Below are 22,031 nucleotides of genomic sequence, written 5' to 3'. Positions count from 1 at the left end.
ATGGAGCCCGATTGGCGCTACCCGCGTTTGCGCAGCGGATCGAGCAAGCTCCTCAGGCCGTTATGGTCCATCTCCTGCATCAGCGCGAGCAACCGGCCGATTTCGCCGGGCGGGAACCCTTCGCGGGCGAACCAGTTGAGGTAATGCCCGGGAAGATCGGCAATGAGCCGACCTTTGTATTTGCCAAAGGGCATGGCGAGGGTGACGAGGCGTTCAAGGTCTGGGACTTGCATGATGAGCGTATTGTGCACGGCTTTTCGTTGCCGCATGCCGCGACTAACCTGCGCGCGCTTATCCAGCCGCGCCTTGGCGCTGGCGAGGCTCGATCCGCGCCGCCTCCACCCGCTCGCGCAGCAAAGGTGTCGCGAAATCCAGAAACGCGCGCAACTTGAGCGGCAGCGGCGCCTGCCCACCATGCACGAGGCTGACGGGCCACGGCGGCGGCTCAAACGCATCGAGCACCACGGTAAGCCGCTTCTCGCGCACCGCCTGCGCGACTTGATACGAAAGCACCCGCGTGAGCCCAACGCCATGCAGCGCCGCATCGATCGCGGCCTCGGCGGTGTTCACCGCGAGCCGCGCGTGCACCGACTGCGCGACATCGCCCTTGCCCGCGCGAAACGTCCATGTGCGAGCCTCGACGCCCTCGAATGTCACGCAGTGATGCCGCGCCAGATCGCCTGGCGCGGCAGGCACGCCGTGCTCAGCCAGATACGCGGGGCTCGCGCACACCACGCGGCGGATGGCGCCCACGCCCACCGCCACGAGCGCGCTATCGGGCAGCGCGCCAATGCGCACGGTAGCGTCCACGTGCTCTTCCATCAGATTGACCACGCGGTCCGCCAGCATGAGACGCACGTCGATCTCGGGATACTGCGCGAGAAACGCATTGACGACGGGCAGCACGTGCAGCCGCCCGAACACCACAGGCGCGGAGAGCGCAAGCATGCCTCGCGCCGTGGTGTATTCGCCGGTTGCCGCGCGCTCGGCCTCGCCCACCTCCTCGAGGATGCGCCGGCAGGCCGCCACGTAAGACGCCCCAGCCTCGGTCAGCGCGAGCTGCCGCGTGGTGCGTTTGAGCAACCGTGTCTTGAGATGCGCCTCGAGGTCGTTGACCTTGCGGCTGACCGTGGCCAGCGGCATGTTCAAACGCCGCGCCGCTGCGGAAAGACTGCCCGCCTCGACCACGGCGACGAGCACGGACATCGCATCGAGCCGGTCCATGATGTTCTCGCTATTCGGACGGATGAGCACGAATATTGCCGTATCCTCTTTGAACGTGCGACTTGGGGAGACACAACTTGAGGGTGACTTGGGGGTGTATACGCAAGAAAGCCGGCAAACGCTGTTTGCCGGCTTTCCAGGTCTGAGACCTCGGCGAAGATTTAGCTTGCCGATGCAGCAGCTTGCGGCGTGATCACGAGGTTCAGGCCGTTTTCCTTCGTGATCGTCAGGGTGACTGCCGACGGGGTCTTGTTGGCGCCAGCGCCGGCCGTAACGACTTGCAGATTCGACAGCTGTTCACGTTGAATCAGTTGCATGAGCAACCTCCATGGATATGTGCGTGTGTTAAGAGAACGCTCCCCAATTAGGAAGGGAGCGGCGAGAAGCTTACGGCCAATCCGTCTCCCACCCCTTTGTCTCGATTTGAAGATTCGTGAAGATGCTTTGGCGTTTGATTTGCGTCACCCGATAGCCGAGCCATCGCGCCTCGGACCCGTTCAGAATCTGGAGAAATTACCAATAGCACGATCGTTCTATTTTATGTACGCTACGACTTTTCTTATTCGCGGGACTGCCTGCCATGTCGCTGATCTTCTCTCGCCGTGACCTGAATTTCCTGCTCTACGAATGGCTCGACGTCGAGCGCCTCACGCGCATCGCGCGTTACGCCGACCATTCGCGCGAGACCTTCGACGCGGCGCTCGACACCTGCGAGAAGATCGCCACCGACCTGTTCGCGCCCCACAACAAGAAGAACGACCAGCACGAGCCGCACTTCGACGGCGAAACCGTCACCATCATCCCCGAGGTCAAGACCGCGCTGAAGGCGTTCAGCGATGCGGGGCTGATGGCCGCGGGCCAGGACTACGAATATGGCGGCATGCAATTGCCGCTGGTGGTCGAGAAGGCGGGCTTCGCATGGTTCAAGGCCGCGAACGTGGGCACGAGCGCGTATCCGTTCCTCACCATCGGCAACGCCAACCTGCTGCTCGCGCACGGCAGCGCAAAGCAGATCGAGACCTTCGTGAAGCCCGAACTCGAAGGCCGCTTCTTCGGCACCATGTGCCTCTCGGAGCCGCAGGCGGGTTCGTCGCTATCCGATGTGGCCACGCGCGCCGATTTCGAGCGCGACTCACCGCTCGGCGCCCAATATCGCCTGCGCGGCAACAAGATGTGGATCTCGGGTGGCGAGCATGAACTCTCCGAGAACATCGTCCACCTCGTGCTCGCAAAGATTCCGGGCCCGGACGGCAAGCTCATTGCCGGCGTAAAGGGCCTCTCGCTCTTCGTCGTGCCGAAATACCTCGTGAACGAGGACGGTTCGCGCGGCGAGCACAATGACGTGGTGCTCGCGGGCCTCAATCACAAGATGGGCTATCGCGGCACGACCAACTGTCTGCTCAATTTCGGCGAGGGTACGAAATACACGCCGGGCGGGCGCGTGGGCGCCATTGGCTATCTCGTGGGCGAGCCGCATCAGGGCCTCGCCTGCATGTTCCATATGATGAACGAGGCGCGCATTGGCGTGGGTCTCGGGGCGACCATGCTCGGCTACACCGGCTATCTGCATGCGCTCGACTACGCGCGCAATCGTCCACAGGGGCGCAGCGTGGGCGCGGCGGGCAAGGACCCGGCATCGCCGCAGATCAGGCTGATCGAACACGCCGACGTGCGCCGCATGCTGCTCGCACAAAAGAGCTATGTGGAAGGCGCACTCGCGCTCAATCTCTGGTGCGCGCAACTCGTGGACGAAGCGCGCGCCGCCGACGACGACGCGGCGCGCGAGCCGCTCACGCTGCTGCTCGACCTGCTCACGCCGATCGCGAAAAGCTGGCCTTCGCAGTGGTGCCTCGCCGCCAACGATCTCGCGATCCAGGTGCACGGCGGCTATGGCTACACGCGCGAATACAACGTCGAGCAGTTCTGGCGCGACAACCGTCTCAACCCGATTCACGAAGGCACGCACGGCATCCAGGGCCTCGACCTGCTGGGCCGCAAGGTCACGATCAAGAACGGCGCGGCGCTGAAGCTGTTCACGCAACGTGTGCAGGCTACGACGGACCGCGCACTGTCGAGCGGCGAAAAGCAGGATGCCGCGCATGCGCGCGCGCTTGAAGCGGCGCTGAAGCGTCTCGTCGACGTCACGCAAACGCTCTGGTCGGCGGGCGATCCGAGCGTCACGCTCGCCAATGCTTCGGTGTACCTGGAAGCGTTCGGGCACGTAGTGGTGGCGTGGATCTGGCTCGAGCAGGCGCTCGCGGCGCGCACGGCCCTGGCACGCGCAAGCGGCAAAATCGACGACGAGGCCAGCTTCTATCACGGCAAGCTCGCCGCCGCCGAATACTTCTTCGCATGGGAGCTGCCGAAGACGGGCGCGCAGTTCGATCTGCTCGCCTCGCTCGACCGCACGACGCTTGACATGCAGGATGCGTGGTTCTGAACCGGCGGTCGTGCGCCGCCCAAAGAATTTGACCGCAAGCAAACCCGCCCACCGCTCTCCCCCACCTACCTGACTGGGGGGGTGTCCCCCCCTCGCGCTGTCCTTACCCTGAAAGCCGTTCCGCCCACGCCGCCAGCGCGGGCGGAACCATGCCAGAGGAGGCAGACCCTGCTATCGTCCCGAACCCGCTCGGGGCGGCCAGCAGGACTTCGCGCACACACCACCAAAGTGGACGGCGCATGACGCCCCATCCACGACAAGGGACACCCATGAGTTCATCCTCCGCCGCGCACGTTGCGGGCGAATACGATTATCTGGTGATCGGCGCCGGATCGGCCGGCTGCGCCGTGGCGGGCCGCCTCGCAGAAGACCCTACGGTGCGCGTCGCCGTGATCGAGAATGGCGGCCCCGACGACCATTACCTGATCTGGACGCCCATCGGCCTCGCCAAAACCGTCGTCAAGCCCGGCCCCTACAACTACGGCTACTACACCGAGCCGCAGCCCGAGCTCGGCGGCCGCACCAGCTATCAGCCGCGCGGCCGGGTGCTGGGCGGCTCGTCGTCGCTCAATGGCATGGTCTATATCCGCGGCCATCGCAAGGATTACGACGACTGGGCCGCGCTCGGCTGCCAGGGCTGGAGCTACGAAGACGTCCTCCCCTATTTCAAACGCAGCGAGAACAATACCCGCTTCGCCGACACCGACAATCCGTGGCACGGCACGGACGGCCCGCTCTATGTCAACGACCTGCGCTCACCCAATCCCTTCGGCCATCATTTCCTGCAAGCCGCCCAGCAAGCGGGCCATGCATTGAACGACGATTTCAACGGCGCCGAGCAGGAGGGCTTTGGCTACTACCAGGTCACGCAGCACAACGGCGAGCGCTGGAACGCGGCGCGGGCCTACCTGCACCGGGGCAAGACCACGAACGGCCAATACAACGACGGCCGCCATAACCTGGCCGTGCTGATCGGCACCCAGGCGCTGCGCCTCGTCTTCGAAGGGCGGCGCGCAGTGGGCGTGCTCGTCATCCGCGATGGCGTGCAACAAGTCCTGCGCGCGCGACGCGAAGTGATCGTGAGCGGCGGTGTATTCAATTCGCCGCAGCTGTTGCTGGCCTCGGGCATCGGACCAGCCGGGCATCTGCGTGAAATGGGCGTCGAGGTGCTCCACGATCTGCCCGGCGTGGGCGAGAACCTTCAGGATCATCTGGACATCGTCCTCAATACGCAACTCGACAGCACCGACCTGTTCGGCGCGACGTTGCGTGGCGGCCTGCGTCTGCTCAAGGAGATCCGCCGCTACCGGCGCGAACGCACCGGCATGCTGACGTCCAACTTCGTCGAAGCGGGCGCGTTCGTGAAGAGCCGCCCCGAGCTCGATCGCCCCGACCTCAATCTCGTGTTCACCGTCGCGCTGATCGGCAATCGCAACATGGGCAGCCGCCGCAAGCTCGGCCACGGCTACTCGGGGCACGTGTGCGTGCTGCGCCCCGAAAGCCGGGGCGCCGTGCGCCTGCGCTCGCCCGACATGCGCGAAGCGCCGCTGATCGACACCCGGCTGATGAGCGCGCCGCGCGACATGGAAACGCTGATCGCCGGCATCCACATCATGCGCAATATCTTCGGCCAACCGGCGCTGAAGAACCTGGGCGGCCGTGAAATGAAAAGCGAGAGCTTCGCCGATGAAGCCAGCCTGCGCGACTTCGTGCGCGGCCACGCCGATTGCCTGTATCACCCGGTAGGCACCTGCAAGATGGGGCGCGACGCCGACCCGCTCGCGGTTGTCGATTCCGAGCTGCGCGTGCGAGGCGTGGAAGGTCTGCGCGTGGTGGACTGCTCGATCATGCCGACGCTGATCGGCGGCAATACCAATGCTCCGGCGATGATGATCGGCGAAAAGGCCGCCGACATGATCCGCGCGGCACAACGCCGCTCATAGAGCGGCATTGCCGGTCGTCACGAGAATTTAGCCGGCGAGGAGCCGGTAGAACCTGGGCGACCCACGATGCAACAACACCCGATCAAGGAAGCCGATGCGGAGATTCGCGCGCATACGCGCAACTGGTCTGGAGCCTCGCCGATTACGCCTTTCTCGACGAAATTTGCACAACCACAACTGCGCAAAGCACACGAACTAGGGGCCGCCGCGCTCGAACAGATGGGCTATCAAGCGCAATCGGCAACATGGCGCAATGCGTTCCTGCTCGGCGCGCGCGAACTGCGCGAGGGGCGCGGCGCTTCGACGAGATTCGGCAACCGCAGCGTCGACATGGTCAGCGCGATCACCGAGGAAATGTTCTTCGACTATCTCGCCGTTCGTGTCGATGGTCTGAAGGCGCAGCATCTGAACGTGCGTATTGCATGGCGCTTCAGCGACATCGATAAGCAGTTCAAACTGAATTTTCAGAATGGGGCGCTGACGTGGTGTCACACGTCGCCGAACGAGCGCAGCGACCTGAGCGTGGTGATGTCGAGGCAAACACTCAACCGGATCCTCTGCGGAGAAACGGGCTTTCAGGAAGCGGTTCTCGCGCGCGCGATCCAGTTGGACGGCAAGGTCGAACTCTTCCGCGCCATGCTTGGGACCCTCGACAAATTCGACGGGGATTTCAATGTCGTCGAACCGTGACGCAGATATGCCGACGAACCACGCTATGAAACGAGCAGCAACGCTCCATCCCGGCTGGCAATCGGCACACCCGTCACCGCTTCCCAGCGTATTGCAATGGCGGGCGGCAAGACTGCGCCCTCCACACCCGCATCTGCAAGCTCGGAAAAATCGAGCCTCGCGAACTCGGGCTCGTTCAACAGTGCTTCGTATAGCGTTTCATCACCGGGGAACGAATGGATCTTATAGCCGCGCAACGTTTTGACAATGCCCGGCACGTCACGCGCATCGGGGATCAGGATGCCCAATCCACCACAGCGCATCGTCAGCAGGCCGCACACCGTCAGACCGAAGGGGTGATAGAGCGGTAGCGCAGCAACGGTGACCCGTTGCTCGATGCCAGCCCGCAAACGGTAGACTGGCTCGCACCATGCCTGCCATTGCAGCAGGTTCACGATCAGATCGCGATGCCGCAACGCAGTGCTCATCGATACCCCGGCCGCTCCATCGGTGTACTGCAATACGGCGATGTCGTCGGCGGCAAGCCGCACCGGTCTGAACCCAGCTTCGGCGCCGAGTGCGATCGCCGCGCCAAAACCGGTACACGTCATACCCGGGCTCTCGCCCGCGTGCGCGGGCCCGCGCACGCCAAGCATTTCGCCAACCGACGTCACCACGGCGTGCCGAACCACCTTGTTGGGCTGCATGGCTCGCAACGCGGGAAGGCACGCATCCAGTAGCACGATGACCTGCGCGCCGCTGTCGATCAAACGGTGCTCCAGCTCGCAGGCCGTGCAGCGCGGATCGATGTTGACCGCAGTGTAGCCCGCGCGCAGTATCGCAACGAGCGCGACCGGATACTGCAGCAAATTCGGCAACATCACTGCAACGCGCGCACCCCGCTCGAGCCCATGTGACTGGAGCCAGCCCGCGAGATGGCGCGATCGTGCATCCAGCTCCGCATACGAGAGCTCGCGCCCCATGCAGACGAACGCGCACGAATTCGCATGGGCACGCAGGCTTTGTTCGAGCAGGCTCGCCAGCGATTCACCGTGCGATACAGCGAACCGCGCCTGCGCGCCAACCCGACAAGATCCCGGCCAGGCGTCTCGCACCATCCTCTCCAGTGGCTCGCGCACGCCGATCAGCGCGCCGCGAGCACGGGCATGCGTCCGGTCGGACGTTCGAAGCAATCGAAAAAGGCTTGCACCAATACCGGCGTGCCGCGCTCCAGCCGCACGCTGCCGTCGGCCAGGCTCGCCGGCAGCCGCGTGGACAGTTCGCCCAGCAATGCGTAGAGCGTCTCGCAATCGAGCGCGAGTTGAACGTCGGCGGTCAGGCTCGTGTGCTCGTGGACTCGCAGTACGCCGCGCCGGACTTCGAGCGTATACGTCTCGTTGCGGTCGGCGATTCTGAACGCAAGCATCATCTGCACATTGGCGCAGCGCGAGGGATCCACGCGTACGCTAAAACCCTGAAACAGATTGCGAAGCGGTTGCGCACGCAACACATCCGGAGAGGCAAATGCAGAGCTGCCTTTGAACGGCAGTTGGTCATACGCGTGCTCAAGTTCGTTCGCCGCGCTCAGATACCAGTTGCGCCAATTGGTGTTTTCCGTGCGGTAACCGAGTTCGCGCAACGCGGCGGCCTTCACGCGCCGCGCCGCGCCGTCACTCGAATCGATATGCACGAGCAGCGAGGCCAGTTCGGCGGCCCAGCGCCAGTCGCCTCCATCGAGCGCGGTTTGTGCTGCAACGAGCACCGCCTTCGGACCGCCCATCAACTCGACGGTCCGGCGTGCGCGCTCGCTACGCGGCAGCGGATCGAGCGTCGCAGGGTCGCCGTTGAACCAGCCGAGTTGCCCCGAGTAGATCTGGCGCACCGAATGCTTGACCGTACCGTAGTACTCGCCAAGCCACGGGTGTTCGGCCAGATGCGCGGGCAGGCAAGGAATCGTTTCGGCCAGCTCGTCCGGGCTCATGCCGAGGTTCATATGCCGAATCGCCTGATCATGGATAAACTGGATCGCGTCGCGATAAACCGACAACACGTCCGCCACCGCGCAAGCACCCGACACCGGCCGGCCATGCGCGGGCACCATGTGCGTGGCCTCGAACTCCCGCATCATGTCGATCGTCTGATACCAGCGCACCGGGTCGCGGTAGCGCGTACCGCGCAGCGTGTGCACGTTCGCGAGACATTCGCCCTGGATGACTTCCGCGGAAAGCAGCACGCCAAGATCGGGCAGCCACATCACAATCTCGTCGTCGGCCTCCGAGGGTGCGTGAAAAAATTCGAAGCGCACACCTGCAAGGGTGACATCGAGCCTATCGTCGAACACACGGGTGGGCGCCAGAAAGCTTGCCGGCTCCACCACGAGCACCGGCCCAATACCCGCATTGACCTTGCCGGTTGCGCCGGGCTGCAAAAGCGCGCCGAAGCTGTAAGCAGTACGCGTGCCGAGAATCGGCGCGACGAGATTCGCGTTGTTCACCACGACGTCCATGAGCGAGCGATGCGCGATGATCTCGACGCGGCCCGACTCAAGCGCGGCCTCGTCGGCGAACGCGCGCACGCCGCCGGTGTGATCCGTGTGATTGTGCGTATAGACGATGGCCTTGACCGGCAGCTCGCGATGGCGCGGATCGATTGCGCAGAAGTCCTCATAAATGCGCTGCGCCGACGACACGGCCTCCGTCGCGTCCACCACGACGATTCCGTCGTCGCCCACCACGAAGATGATGTTCGCCAGCGCATAGCCCACTGCACAGTACACGCGCTCGGCCACGCGGTAGATGCGCTGCGCCATGCGGCGCGAATGCTCCGTGAGCTTGAGTGGCACGGTAGGCGCCGCGATGGTGTGCGCAAGATTGACGCCGGCATCGAAGACGACGTCGAGCGGCTCACCCACGTGCGGCGCATCGAAGGCGGGTCTGCGGGAAATTTCGGGGCAACAGCGGTTCATGCAATGTCTCCTTGACGAATCAGATCGACTGCCTTCTCGGCAATCATGATGGTGGGGGCGTTGGTATTGCCGCCAATCAGCGTAGGCATCACGGACGCATCCACGACGCGCAACCCCGCTACACCGTGCACGCGCAGGTTGTCGTCGACTACGGCAAACGCATCGGAACCCATGCGGCAAGTGCCGATGGGGTGATAGATCGAATCGGCGCGGCTGCGGATCTGTTTCTCGAGCGCCGCTTCGCTATTGGGCACCGGATGCATGTCGCGCAGCGCGTAACGCGCAAATGCGGGCTGACCCATGATGGTTTGCGTGATGCGGTAGCCATCGATCAACGTTTGCACGTCTTCCTGCGCGCCGAGGAAGTTGGGATCGATGACGGGCGGCAACATCGGGTCCGCGCCAGCGAGCGTCAAGCGTCCAACCGATTTCGGCCGCAGCACGCAGACGTGGCAGCTCACGCCATAACGGCCTGGATAGCGGTGCCGGCCATGATCATCGGAGATGCCGACCAGAAAGTGGAACTGAATATCGGGCCGCTCGAGATCCTTGCGCGTGCGCGCGAAGCCGCCCGCTTCGGAGAAGTTGGTCGTGAGTGCGCCGCGGCCGTCACGCCGCCACTCGCGCGCCATTCGCGGCAAGCGCAGCGCCTGGCGCAGCGTAACGCCAAAGACCGAGTTGTCGTGCGTTTGATAGAGCGCGATATAGTCGATGTGGTCCTGAAGATTGCGGCCCACGCCCTCCAGTCCGACACGGATTTCGATGCCGTGACGCCGCAACTCCTCGACAGGGCCAATGCCCGAGAGCATCAACAGTTGGGGCGTCTGAAACGCCCCGGCGCAAATAATCACTTCACGGCGCGAGCGAATCGTGAAATCGCCCGACGCGCCGCGGCAATGCACACCTACCGCGCGCCGGCCATCCATCACGACTTTCAACGCTCGCGTGTTGGTCTGCACCGTCAAGTTGCTGCACGACATCGCCGGACGCAGGTAAGCCTTGCCCGTGCTGTGCCGGTTGCCGCCGCGCTGCGTGACGTGATACAGGCCGAATCCTTCTTGCGTGGCGCCGTTGAAGTCGTCGTTGCGCGCGTACCCGGCTTGCTGTGCTGCCGCCACGAACGCCTTGGCGGCGGGATTCGGGTCGCGCAGCGACGCGACGTTCAGCGGACCGCCGGTGCCGTGCCATGCATCGCCACCGCCTTCATAATTTTCGGCGCGGATGAAATACGACAACACGTCGTCGTAACCCCAGCCGCGATTGCCGAGCGCGGCCCAGTCGTCGTAGTCCGAACGGTGCCCGCGCGTGTAGATCATCGCGTTGATCAGGCTCGACCCGCCTAGCCCTCGCCCGCGCGGCTGATACCCGCGGCGTCCGAGCAATCCGGATTGAGGTGTCGTTTCGAACGCCCAGTTGTACTTGCCGCGACGCGGCACGACCGCGGCTAGCGCGGCCGGGCAGTTCACGAGAAAGCTGTCGTCCGGCGATCCGCTTTCGATCAGGCAAACCTGCGCGTCTTCGTGCCCGGCAAGCCGTGCAGCCAGCACGCTGCCAGCCGAGCCGGCACCCACAATCACGTAGTCAAACTCGATGGCGTTCATCGCTCCCGTCCTGCTCCTCTTTTTAGCTCGTTCAAAAAATCGAAACCGGAATTTCTATTCCGATTTTTAGGCAAAAAAATGTCAGGCGTCGGGCAAGCCCAGGCACCGGCGAAACTGCATCTGAAGATAAGGCCCCAACCGCCTGCTAGAAAGCGCGAGCGGACCCGGATCGTGCAGCATGCTGTTGACAAGCAGGCCGATTACGAGTTGCAGCGCGGCGCGCACCTCGAAATCGAGCGCACTCCGCTTGACCGACCGGCCACGCGCCTCATTGAGGGCGGCAACCAGACGCGGCACGATCATCCCGAGCACTTCTTCGCTGGTTTCCTTGATGGGATTCCAACTGCCCTTGCGTTGCGAGGAGCGCAGCAGCGACGCGTGATAGAGGCCGCGATTGCGGCGGAACGCGCGCACATACAGTGCAACCACCGCATCCGCAAGGGTGCCGGCATCCGCCGAGCGCCACGCGGCATGGCCCGCCAGCTCCGCTCGCACGACCTCGAGGTTCTCGGTCATGACCCGGTCCTGCACAACCTCGAAAAACACGTCCTTGTTGTCGAAGCGGCGGTAGAAGGCGCCGATCGACGTGCCGGCACGCTCGACGATGTCGCTGATCGAAAGGTCGTCGACATTGCCGCTCGCCTCGATGAGATCCCGGCCCGCTTCCAGCATTCGGACGAGCCCTTCCTGGCTGCGGGTCTGGCGCGGCGTCGGTACGGCGGTACGGCCGTGTAAGCGGCGGGGTCCTTCATGGGCGGTCATGCGGCGTCAATATCGGAATCTGGATTCCGAATCCTGATGGAATACCGGGAGATTGTCAAGCTGGGATGCACGGGGAGGAATGCCCGCACATCAGGCCGCAGCGTCGTTCATCAGCATTCCAGCCAGCTCCATGGTGGCCAGCGCTGCGGGAGAGGGCGTGCGCTCCGCAAGATGCACGAGTGCGAAATCCAGCGTCAGCCTGGGCGGGCTTGCGAGCACGATGTTCGCGAGCCTGCCGGCCTCCAGATCAGCACGCACCGACGACCTGGTGGCGAAGAAAACCGCGTCGCTCTCCGCCACCACCGCTCTGAGCACAGAGACGTCGTTGCACTCGGTCTGCAAAGGAATCTGCTCGTGCGAACGAATCTTGAGCAGCCGATGCAGCGCATCCTTCATGAACGCCGGCATGGGCACGGAAACGAGGGGAAACTCGCGCAGCGCCGAGAGCGGAACCTCGCCGCGCGCGATGAGCGGATGACCCGCGCGTACGTACCAGGCGCCCTCATGGCGCTCGAGTCGCTGTAGCGCCACATCCGGCGCAATGGACTGCAAACGCCTGTCGACCACCAGCGCGTCGAGTTGCTCGGTGCGCAGCCTGGCCAGCAACGTATCGGCCTCGCCCACTTCGACCGCAAGCTTGACCTTCGGAAAGCGCCGCGAGAACTCGACAATCAGCCGGGGCAACAACACGGCAGCCACATAGGGACCCACGCCGACACGCACTTCGCCAAACTCATGCGCCTTGAGCAGCTCCAGATCGCGAAAGAGGCACCGCGTTTCGAACAGCACGCGCCGTGCGCGCCCGACCATGAGATTGCCCGCCGCTGTCATGGCGATGCCCCGTGCCGCCCGATCGAATAGCTTGATGCCCAGGTCATCCTCCAGGGCTTGAATGCTCCGGCTGAACGCGGACTGGCTCAAATGCGCCCTTGCGGCGGCACGCGCAAAGCTGCCCTCTTCGGCCAGCGCCACCAGGTGCATCAGCCGGCGCGAATTGATCTCATGCATGATTTGCAAGCTTCCTTTGCATCGTTTGCGCTTGATACGGTGCTTCGTACCACGTCAAATAGATTGACTTCGGTATCTTATGTTCGGAACGCTCACGGCACCACAGCATCGCCATTACCTCACGCGCGGCACTCGATCGAGCGTTCCAGCGCATCGCCAAGCCGCTTTCCATCCCTCGATTGCGCGCGCATTCGGCGAAACGTCAAACCCCGGACGATCCCGCAGCTTACCGGTATCTACCTGGCCGCGCATTCAGGCGGCTCTCGCATGAGGTGGCTGCTCATTGCAAACACAGCCTCCGGATTCAGTCAGGAATATCAAATGGTCGAAACAAAAGAGCGCGTGCTGTCCGCCACGCCCCACCCTGCCGCAGAAGCTAGCTTGTCGTCGGGCCGCAGATGGGCCGTCGTCGCGTCATTGTTCCTTTTCATGGCGATCAATTTCGCCGACAAAGCCGTGCTGGGTCTCGTCGCCGTGCCGCTCATGCACGATATGCAACTGTCGCCCACACAGTTCGGTCTTGTCGGCAGCGCGTTCTTCCTTCTGTTCTCCGTCTCCGGCATCGCAACCGGCGTCGTCGCCGACCGCTGCAACCTGAAATGGCTCATCGCCGCGCTCGCGTTCGCGTGGGCAGTCGCCCAGTTGCCGCTCGGCTGGCCAACGACGTTCGCGGTCCTGCTCCTGTGCCGCATCCTGCTAGGCGCGGGCGAAGGCCCAGCGTCGCCGCTCGCGCTGCACGTCGTCTACACCTGGTTCGACGATCACGAGCGCAATCTGCCCACGACGATCGTGCAGCAAGGCGCCACCGTGGGGGTGATCGTCTCGGGGCCGCTCCTGACGTTCGTCGCCGAGCGCTGGAACTGGCACGCGCCCTTCCTCTTTCTGGGTTTCGCGAGTCTCGCATGGCTGCTGCTGTGGCTGTGGGTTGGCGACAGCGGAACGCATCGCCGCCGTTTCAGCGAAGAGCCGGGTGCCGCGCAAGCAGCCGCGTCGCCCGCACGGCGGCTACCCATTCTTCCGTTCTTCGCCAACCGCACGATTATCGGCGTCATGCTGCAATGCTTCGTCGGTTATGCAGTCATCTCGATCGGCTTTACCTGGACACCCGCTTATCTGCGCCTCGCGCTGGACTTCCCGGCCAGCCATGCCGCCTGGATCTTCGCGATGCAGGTGGCCATGCAGATTCCGGTGGGCGTTGCGCTCGCCATGCTTTCGCATCGGCTGCTCGCACGCGGCGTACCGTCGCGACTCGCGCGCGGCGCAGTGATCAGTGTGGTATGCGTGATTGCCGGCATTGCCTATTGCGCGATCTATGCCGGCGTCCCGACGCCGGTAAAGGTCGCGCTCATGGCGATTGCGAGCGCCTGTGCCATCCAGACGTTTTCGTTCGGTCCGATGCTCGTCGCCGAAGTGGTGCCGGCCGAACGCCGCGGCGCCTTGCTCGCCATCACCAATTCGATTGTCACCCTGGCGGGATTGCTCGGGCCCATCGCCATGGGCAAGCTGATTACCTCGGGCCACGGAGCGAGCGGCTATCAACTGGGCTTCGGCGTCATGGGAGTCCTGCTGGTCGCGAGCGGCCTCGCGGGATTCATTCTGCTCAACCCGCAACGCCCGGCAAAACCGCTTCGTGCTGAGTCTGCTGCCAATCGATAAAAACACGCCGCCGCCATGACGATGGCGGCGGTGTCTACCGTTGAGCGGCAAGGCGCTGTTGCCCGGCGCAACAGCAGGCCGATCAAAACGCGTGCCGCAGGCCCACGGACATGCCCAGTTGCGTACCCTTCTGCGCAGTGCCGATGCTCTGAATGCCTTGCAGTTGCGCGCCGATCAGCCCGCCCTTGTATTGCGCGTAATCGGCTTCCGCATACAGATCGGTCCGCACCGAAAGGCTATAGTCGGCGACCAGCTGATATTGCCAGGCGGACCCATCGTTCTTCGCCGTCGTGCCGTCTTGCAGCGTGCGCCACACATTGGCCGCGAGGTGCCACGCATAGCCCAACTCCTGCGTGATGCCGCCCATGATCATGCGACGCCGGGAGAAGTCGGTATATTTGGTCGCGATGAGTCCCGCCGTGGTAAACGGCCCATTGGCGAAATTGTCAAAGCCTGGGTCCCGTTGATTGACGATATAGCCGAGCGCGAAGCGCGTCTTGTCCCACGTATACGATCCTCCGAAAGTCCAGGCCTTGGCAGTGGCGCCGTCGAGCGAGTCTTTCGATTGCTGGAATGCCCCGCCGAATTTCACGGGACCGTCCTTTGGCGAATAGGCGGCCGCCACGCCAATCTGACTGCCATAGGACATGTGCCCCGGGTCGCCGCCGAAGGCGTAGCCCGCCGAGAACATCAGGTCATGTGCACGGACCTGATACTGAACCTGATTGCTCGTCCAGATACCCCCTGTCAAGGTGATTTCCGGCTGAAAGCTGAAGTCGTACGGAATCCAGGGGTTGCTGCCGTACCCGCCGATCGTGATGCCCTCGATCATCACGTTGTACTGGCGGCCCAAGATCACCTGGCCAAAAGACGTCGACCGAATACCAATTTGGGCTTCGTTGAAATACGGTAGAGACGCGTCGCTCTGACCGTTGTTGATATAAAAGCGGTTCTCCAGTTTGAAGAACGTCGACCAGCCGTCGCCGAGTTGCTCGACGCCCTGCAAACCCCAGCGGCTTTCGGTCATGCCGCCGTTGCCCATCTGGAGCTTCGAATCGCCGGCGGCATTGGTATGCGTCATGTAGCGAATGCTCTCGTCAACGATTCCATAAAGCGTGACGCTCGACTGAGCATGTACCTGATTGCACGTCAGCAGCATTAATGGAACCACGTAATTCAAACGCCTGTACTTCGCCATCCTGTTGACTCCTCCTTTTTAGATTAATTGCCTTCTAACTGGCTCGCTGAATATGCGGCAGCGGGCCCGCTTACATACAGCGCATTTTTTGCACGGGGAGTTTGCAAAAAGCACTTGTTTGGAAGCTGCAATCCAATCGGAGGAATGAATCGGTTTTCGTAGAATCCCGGAAGCCAAATAGCACACGCGGCACACGCCTCTCCCGCGCGATCGCCTTCGTCGGCTATAATGCGCAGGTCTTAGGGGAGTAGTCTGCGTCGCGCGCAACGCGTGACGCGCCGCCGTCAACATAATTGGCACGCTGTGCCATGGCGCCGGCAGCCGTTCTTCGGCCTGACGAGACCTATGACGTCATCCCTCACACCCGGGCTGGGCGGGGGGATTGCGTCATTGGTCCGTCCGTCCAGCCCGAGGAATGCCGTTTCCCATGTACCGCTTCTCACGCAGTCACGCGCACTCAATCACACGCACTCGCACGACGGAGCGTTTGTCATGATCTGGACGTTCGCGCTGCTCATTGCCGCCGCCGGCATCATCTATCTGTCCTGCGAAACCTTTGTCAATGCCGTCGAATGGCTCGGCCAGAAGCTCAAGGTCACGCAGACGGCCACCGGCACGATCCTCGCCGCGTTCGGCACGGCGCTGCCCGAGAGCGTGGTCACGCTCGTGGCCGTCGCCTTCGGCACCGACCCTGCCCACAAGGAAATCGGCATTGGCGCGGCCATTGGCGGGCCACTCGCGCTCAGCACCGTGGCCTATGCGGTGGTGGGTGTCGCATTGCTGGCGACCGTAGCGCGCGCGGGCCGCGCACGCGCCGGCACCGTCGACGCCAATACGCGCCGCCTGCGCCGCGACCAGCTCTGGTTTCTCGCGATCTTCGTCGTGAAGATCGGGCTCGGGCTCGTGGTGTTCAGTTTCAAGCCCATTCTCGGCATTGCGTTTCTCGCGGCTTACGCGGTCTATTGCTGGAAGGAGCTGAGCGACGACAGCGACGCGATCGAAGACGTGGGGCTCGAGCCGCTCAAGCTGCGTCCGCGCGATGCGGACCCGTCGCTGTTCTGGGTTCTGCTACAGACCCTGGGCGCGCTGGTCGTGATCTTCTTCGCCTCGCACTTGTTCGTGCAGCAGATTGGCAAGGTGGGGCCATGGCTCGGCTTGAGCCCGCAGTTGACCGCGTTGCTCTTCAGCCCGATCGCCACCGAGCTGCCGGAGATCATGAACGCAATCATCTGGGTGCGTCAGGGCAAGGAGCGGCTCGCGCTCGCGAACATCAGCGGCGCGATGATGATTCAGGCCACCATTCCTACCGCGTTCGGCCTGTTCTTCACGCCATGGCACCTTGGTGCGCCGTCGATTCTTGCTGCGGCCACGACGATGGTCGCCATTCTGTTCCTGCAGTGGGCGTTCCGCGCGCCGCAAGTGCATAGCCGGCAACTTACGCACGTGGGCTGGCTCTATGCGGTGTTCGCGGCGATGCTGTGGGTGATTCCGAAGTGATTGGATTGCGGCGGTTGCACAGCTCGTTGTGAAACCGCCGCCTCACGGCCCTCAACGCGTCGCATGCAAATACAAATACAGCGACGAAGCCGCCACGCCGCCCAGCAGCGGCCCAAGCACGGGAATCCACGCATAGCGCCAATCGCTGTCACGCTTGCCCGGAATCGGCAGCAGCGCATGCATGATGCGCGGCGAGAGATCGCGCGCCGGGCTCATGGCGTAGCCCGTGGGGCCGCCCAGCGAAATGCCGATGCCGAGCACAAGCAGGCCGACCGGCAATGCATCGAGCGCGCCCAGGCCCACCTGCGGCGAAGCCAGATACAGCACGCCGAGGATCAGCACGAAAGTGCAAATGGCTTCGGTGATCACGTTGTGCCGCACGCTGCGGATCGCAGGCGCGGTGCAGAACACGGCGAGTTTGACATCGGCGTCGGCTTCTTTCGCGAAGTGCTGGCGATAGGCGAGCCACACGAGGACCGCGCCCGCCATGCCGCCGAGCATCTGCGCGACGATATAGCCGCCCACCTTCGACCACGCGAACTTGCCCGCGAGCGCGAGACTGATCGTCACGATCGGGTTCAAATGCGCGCCGCTGTACGATGCGGTGACGTACACGGCCACGAACACAGCCATCGCCCAGCCCATCACGATGACGATGAGGTCTGCGCCCTTGCCTTTGGTCTTTGCGAGCAGCACGTTGGCGACCGCGCCGTTGCCGAGCAGCACGAGAATCGCCGTGCCGATGAATTCAGCAATATAAGGTGACATGTAAAATATTTATCAGGATTCCGAAACGGATGAGCGAAGCCAGCGTAATGCTGGCCGTGTGCGTACCGCCGGGATTGGTTGTGTTTACGCGTTCGAGTTCTTTTGCTGGATGTCGCCGCGTACTTATTGCGTGTCGTCGGCCCAAGCCTTGGCGGCGCGCACCGCGCGCTGCCAGCCCGCACGGCAGGCGTCCGCTTGCGAAGGCGACATGGCGGGCGAAAAACGCTTGTCCACGTGCCACTGGCTCTGCAACTCGTTCACGCTTTGCCAGTAGCCGGTGGCCAGGCCCGCGAGATACGCAGCGCCCAGCGCCGTGGTTTCGGTTATCCGCGGACGCACCGCATCCACGCCCAGCAGGTCCGCCTGGAACTGCATGAGCAGATTATTGGCGCTCGCGCCGCCGTCCACGCGCAGTTCGCCCACGCTAATGCCCGAATCGGCCTCCATGGCGGCGAGCACGTCGAGCGATTGATACGCGATCGAATCGAGCGCCGCACGCGCGACGTGCGCCGAGGTCGTGCCGCGCGTCACGCCAAAGAGCGAGCCGCGCGCTCGCGCGTTCCAGTGCGGCGCGCCCAGGCCAGCGAAGGCGGGCACCAGATACACGCCATCCGTGTGCGGCACGCTCGCGGCGAGCGCCTCGACTTCCGCCGCGCTCTTGATGACGCCCATGCCGTCGCGCAGCCATTGCACCACCGCGCCTGCGATGAAGATACTGCCTTCGAGCGCATAGTTCACCTCGTCGCCAATCTGCCAGGCGATGGTCGTCACGAGATTGTTCTTCGACTCGATGGGCTTCGCGCCGGTATTCATCATCAGGAAGCAGCCCGTGCCGTAGGTGTTCTTCACCATCCCCGAAACCGTGCACATCTGGCCGAACAGTGCCGCCTGCTGGTCGCCCGCAATGCCCGCGAGCGGAATCTTCGACGCGAATACCGTGGTCTTGGTCGGTCCATATATTTCGGATGACGAACGAACCTCGGGAAGCATGCTGCGCGGAATATCGAGCGCGTCAAGCAGCTCGTCGTCCCATTTGCGCGTGTGGATGTTGAACAGCATCGTGCGCGAAGCATTGGTCACGTCGGTCACGTGCAGTTCGTGCTTCGTGAAGTTCCAGACGAGCCAGCTGTCGACGGTGCCAAACGCGAGCTTGCCTTGCCGTGCCTTTTCGCGCGCCCCGTCCACGTTGTCGAGAATCCAGCGGATCTTGGTGGCCGAGAAGTATGCGTCGATCGGCAGACCGGTCTTCGCGCGCACCATGGCTTCGAGGCCCCGCGCCTTGAGCTGGTCGCAGAAGTCTGCCGTGCGGCGGTCTTGCCAGACGATCGCGTTATAGATGGGATGACCGGTCTCGCGATCCCAGACGATGGTGGTTTCGCGCTGGTTCGTGATGCCGATGGCGTCGATATTGGTGCCGTTCAGGCCCACGCGCGTAACCGCCTCCGCCGCCACGCCCGCCTGCGTCGACCAGATTTCCTGCGGATCGTGCTCGACCCAGCCCGGACGCGGATAAATCTGCTCGAATTCCTTCTGGGCCATCGAGACAATCTGGCCTTGCCGGTCGAACAGCATCGCACGCGAGCTCGTGGTGCCCTGGTCAAGCGCAAGAATGTACTGTTGGTCCTGCATGTCTCTCATCTCCATCCGTAAGTAGTTATGATTCACGCCGCAATGTGCGGCTCGCGGTTCGCGGCAAACCACGCTTCGAGCGCCGCCGTGACCGCCTCCAGCGTGCCCGGGGTCACGTGCAGGCCGAGCTTCGAGCGACGCCACAGCACGTCCTCGGCACAGGTCGCCCACTCGGTATCGCGCAGGTAGCGCAATTCGGCCTCGTAGATGCCAGGGGCAATTTGCGGCCCCAGTGCCTTGAACGATGAGGCCTTGCCGATCAGACGCTCGGCGCGCGTACCGTAAGCGCGCGCGTAGCGCAGTGCGAGCGGCGCGGGCAGCCAGGCATGGCGGCGCGCGAAAGCCTCGGCGAAGGGCGCGAAACGCGCGTTCGCGATGTCGCCACCCGGCAGCGCCTCACCAGCGGTCCAGCCTGGCGCATCGCTGCCCAGCACGCGACACAGCATATCGCCGGCTTCTTCCGCGAGCTTGCGAAACGTGGTGATCTTGCCGCCGAACACGGAGAGCAGCGGCGCGCCTTCGGCGTCGTCCATCTCCAGACGATAGTCGCGCGTGACCGCCGACGCATTCTTCGCGCCCTCTTCTTCGAGCAGCGGCCGCACGCCCGAGTAAGTCCAGTGCACGTCAGCGGGTGAGATCTTGCGCTTGAAATAGCGGTTGATGGACTCGCACAGATAGCGCGTTTCGTCACCGTCGATTGAGACTTTCGCGGGATCGCTACGGTATTCCACGTCGGTCGTGCCGATCAGCGTGAAATCGTGCTCGTAGGGAATCGCAAAGATGATGCGCTTGTCCGGATTCTGGAAAATATAGGCGTGGTCGTGATCGAACAGGCGCCTCGTTACGATATGACTGCCCTTCACGAGACGCACGCTGTGCTGCGCGCCACGCCCGAGCGCGCCGTTCAGCACCTCGCCCACCCACGGGCCCGCCGCATTGGCCACCGCGCGTGCGCGCACGTCGAAGGTGCTGCCGTCGGAGCGGCGCAGAGTCGCGAGCCATTCGCCGTTCACGCGCTGCGCGGAAACGAGCTTCGTGCGCGTGAGAATCCTCGCACCGCGCTCCTGAGCGTCAAGCGCGTTGAGCACGACCAGACGCGCATCGTCAACCCAGCCATCCGAGTAAACGAAACCGCGCCGAATGGTGTCGATGAGCGGCGCGCCCGCCGCGTGGCGGCGCATATCGATGCCGCGCGAGCCCGGCAGTAATTCACGCTTCGCCAAATGATCGTAGAGAAAGAGCCCGATGCGGATGAGCCACGCGGGGCGCAGGTTGGGCATGTGCGGCATCACGAAGCGCAGCGGCCACATGATGTGCGGCGCCGAGCGCAACAGCGTCTCGCGTTCCTGCAGCGCCTTGCGCACGAGGCCGAACTCGCTGTACTCGAGGTAGCGCAGCCCGCCGTGAATCAGCTTCGTGCTCGCTGACGAGGTGTGCGAGGCAAGGTCGTCCTGCTCGCAAAGGAGCACGGAAAGGCCGCGTCCGGCCGCGTCGCGCGCAATGCCCGCGCCGTTGATCCCGCCACCCACGACGAGCAGATCGTAGCGATTCTGTTGACTCACCTGCGTTCCCTGATAGTTCCGCCAACCCTGGCAATCCTGGTGGATACTCCCAGAGACCCGCCAGGATCGAACCGAAAATGTTCGAATTCGAAATTTATCGAACAAAATCGAAAAAGTAAAGTTCGCTTTTACGGAACAATGAGCGAATTCGGGAAACTGGCCAACTCTCGGGGTGTAGCCAGATTTCAGGCGCAAGTGAGCGCCAGATCAGGCGCCAGGAGCAAGTTTGAACAAGCGCGAGAATTTTCGAATGATGTTCGTTTTGTTTTCGTTTCGGCGCGTGCAGTCGCTTCGAACCGTAGCTCCGCCTAGTCCGCGACGTACACGGCCGTCCCCGCCTGGACCACGGTCTCGTCCATTTCGGCGGGCAGCGGCTTGTCGGTAAAGAGCGCGTGAATCTGGCTCAGATGCCCTTGGCGCACGAGCGCAGGCCGGCCGAATTTCGAATGATCGGTCACCAGATAAACGGTGCGTGCGTGCTCGATGATCGCTTCGGCCACGCGCACCTCGCGCGTGTCGAAGTCGCGCAGCGTGCCGTCGGTTTCGATCGCCGAGGTGCCGATAATTGCGTAATCGACCTTGAACTGGCGAATGAAGTCGATGGTCAGGTCGCCCACGATGCCCTTGTCCCACGGCCGCACGATACCGCCAGTAATGAGCACTTCGCATTCCGGGTAGCCACTCATCATGCTCGCCACGTTCAGATTGTTCGTGATGACGCGCAGACCGCGATGGTGGTTGAGCGCGCGCGCGACCTCCTCGGTCGTGGTGCCGAGGTTGATGAAAAGCGACGCCTGATCGGGAATGTGGGAGGCCGCGAGCGCGCCGATGCGCCGCTTCTCCTCGTGGAACATCTGTTGCCGTGCGCCATAGGAGACATTTTCCGCACTCGTGGGCAGGCTCGCGCCGCCGTGGTAGCGGCGCAGGAGGTTCATATCGGCGAGCCAGTTAACGTCGCGACGAATGGTCTGCGGCGTGACGCCGAAGTGCGCGGCGAAATCGTCGACGGTCACGAAGCCGTCGCGCTGCACCCATTCGAGCAACTCCTGCTGGCGCGCGTTCAGGGTGAGGCGGGGGTCTCGTGTCATGGTCTCGTGATGCATGCGGAT

Annotated in this window: 18 protein-coding genes and 1 riboswitch; of the genes, 5 read left to right on the top strand and 13 right to left on the bottom strand. The window is 63.4% G+C overall.

The genetic code is table 11. From position 1 onward, the window contains the following. Positions 1 to 17 precede the first annotated feature (17 nt). The 3 genes from HV773_RS23020 to HV773_RS23010 all read right to left on the bottom strand — a co-directional run bounded on the left by HV773_RS23020 (position 18) and on the right by HV773_RS23010 (position 1,541). Positions 18 to 233: a DUF3820 family protein gene (locus HV773_RS23020; RefSeq protein ID WP_175196906.1), complete on the bottom strand. Its 216-nt coding sequence runs from the start codon at positions 231 to 233 to the stop codon at positions 18 to 20. A gap of 58 nt (positions 234 to 291) precedes the next feature. After that, positions 292 to 1,224: a LysR family transcriptional regulator gene (locus HV773_RS23015; protein ID WP_175196905.1), complete on the bottom strand. Its 933-nt coding sequence runs from the start codon at positions 1,222 to 1,224 to the stop codon at positions 292 to 294. A gap of 161 nt (positions 1,225 to 1,385) precedes the next feature. Next, positions 1,386 to 1,541 (bottom strand): hypothetical protein, encoded by a 156-nt coding sequence (locus HV773_RS23010; RefSeq protein ID WP_175196844.1) that lies wholly within the window; start codon positions 1,539 to 1,541, stop codon positions 1,386 to 1,388. Positions 1,542 to 1,804: 263 nt separating this feature from the next. Here HV773_RS23010 and HV773_RS23005 point away from each other — a divergent pair, with 263 nt between their 5' ends. The 3 genes from HV773_RS23005 (at position 1,805) to HV773_RS22995 (ending at position 6,297) form a co-directional block, all read left to right on the top strand. Further along, on the top strand, positions 1,805 to 3,664 hold the full coding sequence (locus tag HV773_RS23005; RefSeq protein ID WP_175196843.1) for an acyl-CoA dehydrogenase: 1,860 nt from the start codon (positions 1,805 to 1,807) through the stop codon (positions 3,662 to 3,664). A gap of 269 nt (positions 3,665 to 3,933) precedes the next feature. Next, positions 3,934 to 5,607 carry a GMC family oxidoreductase gene (locus HV773_RS23000; protein WP_175196842.1) on the top strand — a complete coding sequence of 558 codons (1,674 nt, stop codon included), beginning with the start codon at positions 3,934 to 3,936 and terminating at the stop codon, positions 5,605 to 5,607. A gap of 66 nt (positions 5,608 to 5,673) precedes the next feature. Continuing rightward, entirely contained in the window at positions 5,674 to 6,297 is a 624-nt protein-coding gene (locus HV773_RS22995; RefSeq protein WP_175196841.1) for an alkyl sulfatase C-terminal domain-containing protein, read from the top strand. Between the two features lie 23 nt (positions 6,298 to 6,320). On the opposite strand, the gene HV773_RS22990 is transcribed toward HV773_RS22995, so the two are convergent. The 5 genes from HV773_RS22990 to HV773_RS22970 all read right to left on the bottom strand — a co-directional run bounded on the left by HV773_RS22990 (position 6,321) and on the right by HV773_RS22970 (position 12,612). Continuing rightward, entirely contained in the window at positions 6,321 to 7,394 is a 1,074-nt protein-coding gene (locus tag HV773_RS22990) for an AMP-binding protein (RefSeq protein WP_217481930.1), read from the bottom strand. Positions 7,395 to 7,420: 26 nt separating this feature from the next. Then, positions 7,421 to 9,241 carry an alkyl sulfatase dimerization domain-containing protein gene (locus tag HV773_RS22985; protein WP_175196839.1) on the bottom strand — a complete coding sequence of 607 codons (1,821 nt, stop codon included), beginning with the start codon at positions 9,239 to 9,241 and terminating at the stop codon, positions 7,421 to 7,423. Next, the gene (locus HV773_RS22980) at positions 9,238 to 10,842 is read right to left on the bottom strand and encodes a GMC family oxidoreductase (protein ID WP_175196838.1); all 1,605 of its coding nucleotides are present in this window, start codon (positions 10,840 to 10,842) and stop codon (positions 9,238 to 9,240) included. The genes HV773_RS22985 and HV773_RS22980 overlap by 4 nt, the downstream gene beginning before the upstream one ends. An 81-nt stretch (positions 10,843 to 10,923) precedes the next feature. After that, positions 10,924 to 11,604, bottom strand: a complete 681-nt coding sequence (locus HV773_RS22975; protein WP_175196837.1) for a TetR/AcrR family transcriptional regulator — start codon at positions 11,602 to 11,604, stop codon at positions 10,924 to 10,926. Between the two features lie 90 nt (positions 11,605 to 11,694). Further along, complete coding sequence (locus HV773_RS22970; RefSeq protein ID WP_175196836.1) at positions 11,695 to 12,612, bottom strand: LysR family transcriptional regulator; 918 nt, start codon at positions 12,610 to 12,612, stop codon at positions 11,695 to 11,697. 321 nt (positions 12,613 to 12,933) lie between these two features. Here HV773_RS22970 and HV773_RS22965 point away from each other — a divergent pair, with 321 nt between their 5' ends. After that, complete coding sequence (locus tag HV773_RS22965; protein ID WP_175196835.1) at positions 12,934 to 14,268, top strand: MFS transporter; 1,335 nt, start codon at positions 12,934 to 12,936, stop codon at positions 14,266 to 14,268. Positions 14,269 to 14,350: 82 nt separating this feature from the next. Here HV773_RS22965 and HV773_RS22960 read toward each other — a convergent pair whose 3' ends face one another. After that, positions 14,351 to 15,466 (bottom strand): porin, encoded by a 1,116-nt coding sequence (locus HV773_RS22960; protein WP_175196834.1) that lies wholly within the window; start codon positions 15,464 to 15,466, stop codon positions 14,351 to 14,353. Positions 15,467 to 15,696: 230 nt separating this feature from the next. Further along, positions 15,697 to 15,874: riboswitch (yybP-ykoY riboswitch) on the top strand. An 84-nt stretch (positions 15,875 to 15,958) separates the two neighbouring features. Here HV773_RS22960 and HV773_RS22955 point away from each other — a divergent pair. Further along, positions 15,959 to 16,963 (top strand): sodium:calcium antiporter, encoded by a 1,005-nt coding sequence (locus HV773_RS22955; protein ID WP_175196833.1) that lies wholly within the window; start codon positions 15,959 to 15,961, stop codon positions 16,961 to 16,963. 51 nt (positions 16,964 to 17,014) lie between these two features. On the opposite strand, the gene HV773_RS22950 is transcribed toward HV773_RS22955, so the two are convergent. The 4 genes from HV773_RS22950 to HV773_RS22935 form a co-directional block, all read right to left on the bottom strand. Continuing rightward, on the bottom strand, positions 17,015 to 17,731 hold the full coding sequence (locus tag HV773_RS22950) for an MIP/aquaporin family protein (protein ID WP_175196832.1): 717 nt from the start codon (positions 17,729 to 17,731) through the stop codon (positions 17,015 to 17,017). A 123-nt stretch (positions 17,732 to 17,854) separates the two neighbouring features. After that, positions 17,855 to 19,360 carry a glycerol kinase GlpK gene (glpK, locus tag HV773_RS22945; protein WP_175196831.1) on the bottom strand — a complete coding sequence of 502 codons (1,506 nt, stop codon included), beginning with the start codon at positions 19,358 to 19,360 and terminating at the stop codon, positions 17,855 to 17,857. A 32-nt stretch (positions 19,361 to 19,392) separates the two neighbouring features. Further along, positions 19,393 to 20,922, bottom strand: coding sequence for a glycerol-3-phosphate dehydrogenase (gene glpD, locus HV773_RS22940; RefSeq protein ID WP_175196830.1), 1,530 nt, complete (start codon positions 20,920 to 20,922; stop codon positions 19,393 to 19,395). A gap of 308 nt (positions 20,923 to 21,230) precedes the next feature. After that, positions 21,231 to 22,010 (bottom strand): DeoR/GlpR family DNA-binding transcription regulator, encoded by a 780-nt coding sequence (locus HV773_RS22935; RefSeq protein ID WP_175196829.1) that lies wholly within the window; start codon positions 22,008 to 22,010, stop codon positions 21,231 to 21,233. Between the last annotated feature and the right edge of the window lie 21 nt (positions 22,011 to 22,031).

This window comes from Paraburkholderia caffeinitolerans, from assembly GCF_902859945.1.
Classification (GTDB): domain Bacteria; phylum Pseudomonadota; class Gammaproteobacteria; order Burkholderiales; family Burkholderiaceae; genus Paraburkholderia; species Paraburkholderia caffeinitolerans.
Note: the sequence above shows the minus strand (reverse complement) of the source record. Positions and strands in the feature narration are given on the sequence as shown.

Bases quoted from the DNA above. Each gene is read 5' to 3' on its own strand.
- HV773_RS23020 (WP_175196906.1), bottom strand. From the start codon at position 233: ATGCAAGTCCCAGACCTTGAACGCCTCGTCACCCTCGCCATGCCCTTT.
- HV773_RS23015 (WP_175196905.1), bottom strand. From the start codon at position 1,224: ATGGACCGGCTCGATGCGATGTCCGTGCTCGTCGCCGTGGTCGAGGCG.
- HV773_RS23010 (WP_175196844.1), bottom strand. From the start codon at position 1,541: ATGCAACTGATTCAACGTGAACAGCTGTCGAATCTGCAAGTCGTTACG.
- HV773_RS23005 (WP_175196843.1), top strand. From the start codon at position 1,805: ATGTCGCTGATCTTCTCTCGCCGTGACCTGAATTTCCTGCTCTACGAA.
- HV773_RS23000 (WP_175196842.1), top strand. From the start codon at position 3,934: ATGAGTTCATCCTCCGCCGCGCACGTTGCGGGCGAATACGATTATCTG.
- HV773_RS22995 (WP_175196841.1), top strand. From the start codon at position 5,674: ATGCAACAACACCCGATCAAGGAAGCCGATGCGGAGATTCGCGCGCAT.
- HV773_RS22990 (WP_217481930.1), bottom strand. From the start codon at position 7,394: ATGGTGCGAGACGCCTGGCCGGGATCTTGTCGGGTTGGCGCGCAGGCG.
- HV773_RS22985 (WP_175196839.1), bottom strand. From the start codon at position 9,241: ATGAACCGCTGTTGCCCCGAAATTTCCCGCAGACCCGCCTTCGATGCG.
- HV773_RS22980 (WP_175196838.1), bottom strand. From the start codon at position 10,842: ATGAACGCCATCGAGTTTGACTACGTGATTGTGGGTGCCGGCTCGGCT.
- HV773_RS22975 (WP_175196837.1), bottom strand. From the start codon at position 11,604: ATGACCGCCCATGAAGGACCCCGCCGCTTACACGGCCGTACCGCCGTA.
- HV773_RS22970 (WP_175196836.1), bottom strand. From the start codon at position 12,612: ATGCATGAGATCAATTCGCGCCGGCTGATGCACCTGGTGGCGCTGGCC.
- HV773_RS22965 (WP_175196835.1), top strand. From the start codon at position 12,934: ATGGTCGAAACAAAAGAGCGCGTGCTGTCCGCCACGCCCCACCCTGCC.
- HV773_RS22960 (WP_175196834.1), bottom strand. From the start codon at position 15,466: ATGGCGAAGTACAGGCGTTTGAATTACGTGGTTCCATTAATGCTGCTG.
- HV773_RS22955 (WP_175196833.1), top strand. From the start codon at position 15,959: ATGATCTGGACGTTCGCGCTGCTCATTGCCGCCGCCGGCATCATCTAT.
- HV773_RS22950 (WP_175196832.1), bottom strand. From the start codon at position 17,731: ATGTCACCTTATATTGCTGAATTCATCGGCACGGCGATTCTCGTGCTG.
- glpK (WP_175196831.1), bottom strand. From the start codon at position 19,360: ATGCAGGACCAACAGTACATTCTTGCGCTTGACCAGGGCACCACGAGC.
- HV773_RS22935 (WP_175196829.1), bottom strand. From the start codon at position 22,010: ATGACACGAGACCCCCGCCTCACCCTGAACGCGCGCCAGCAGGAGTTG.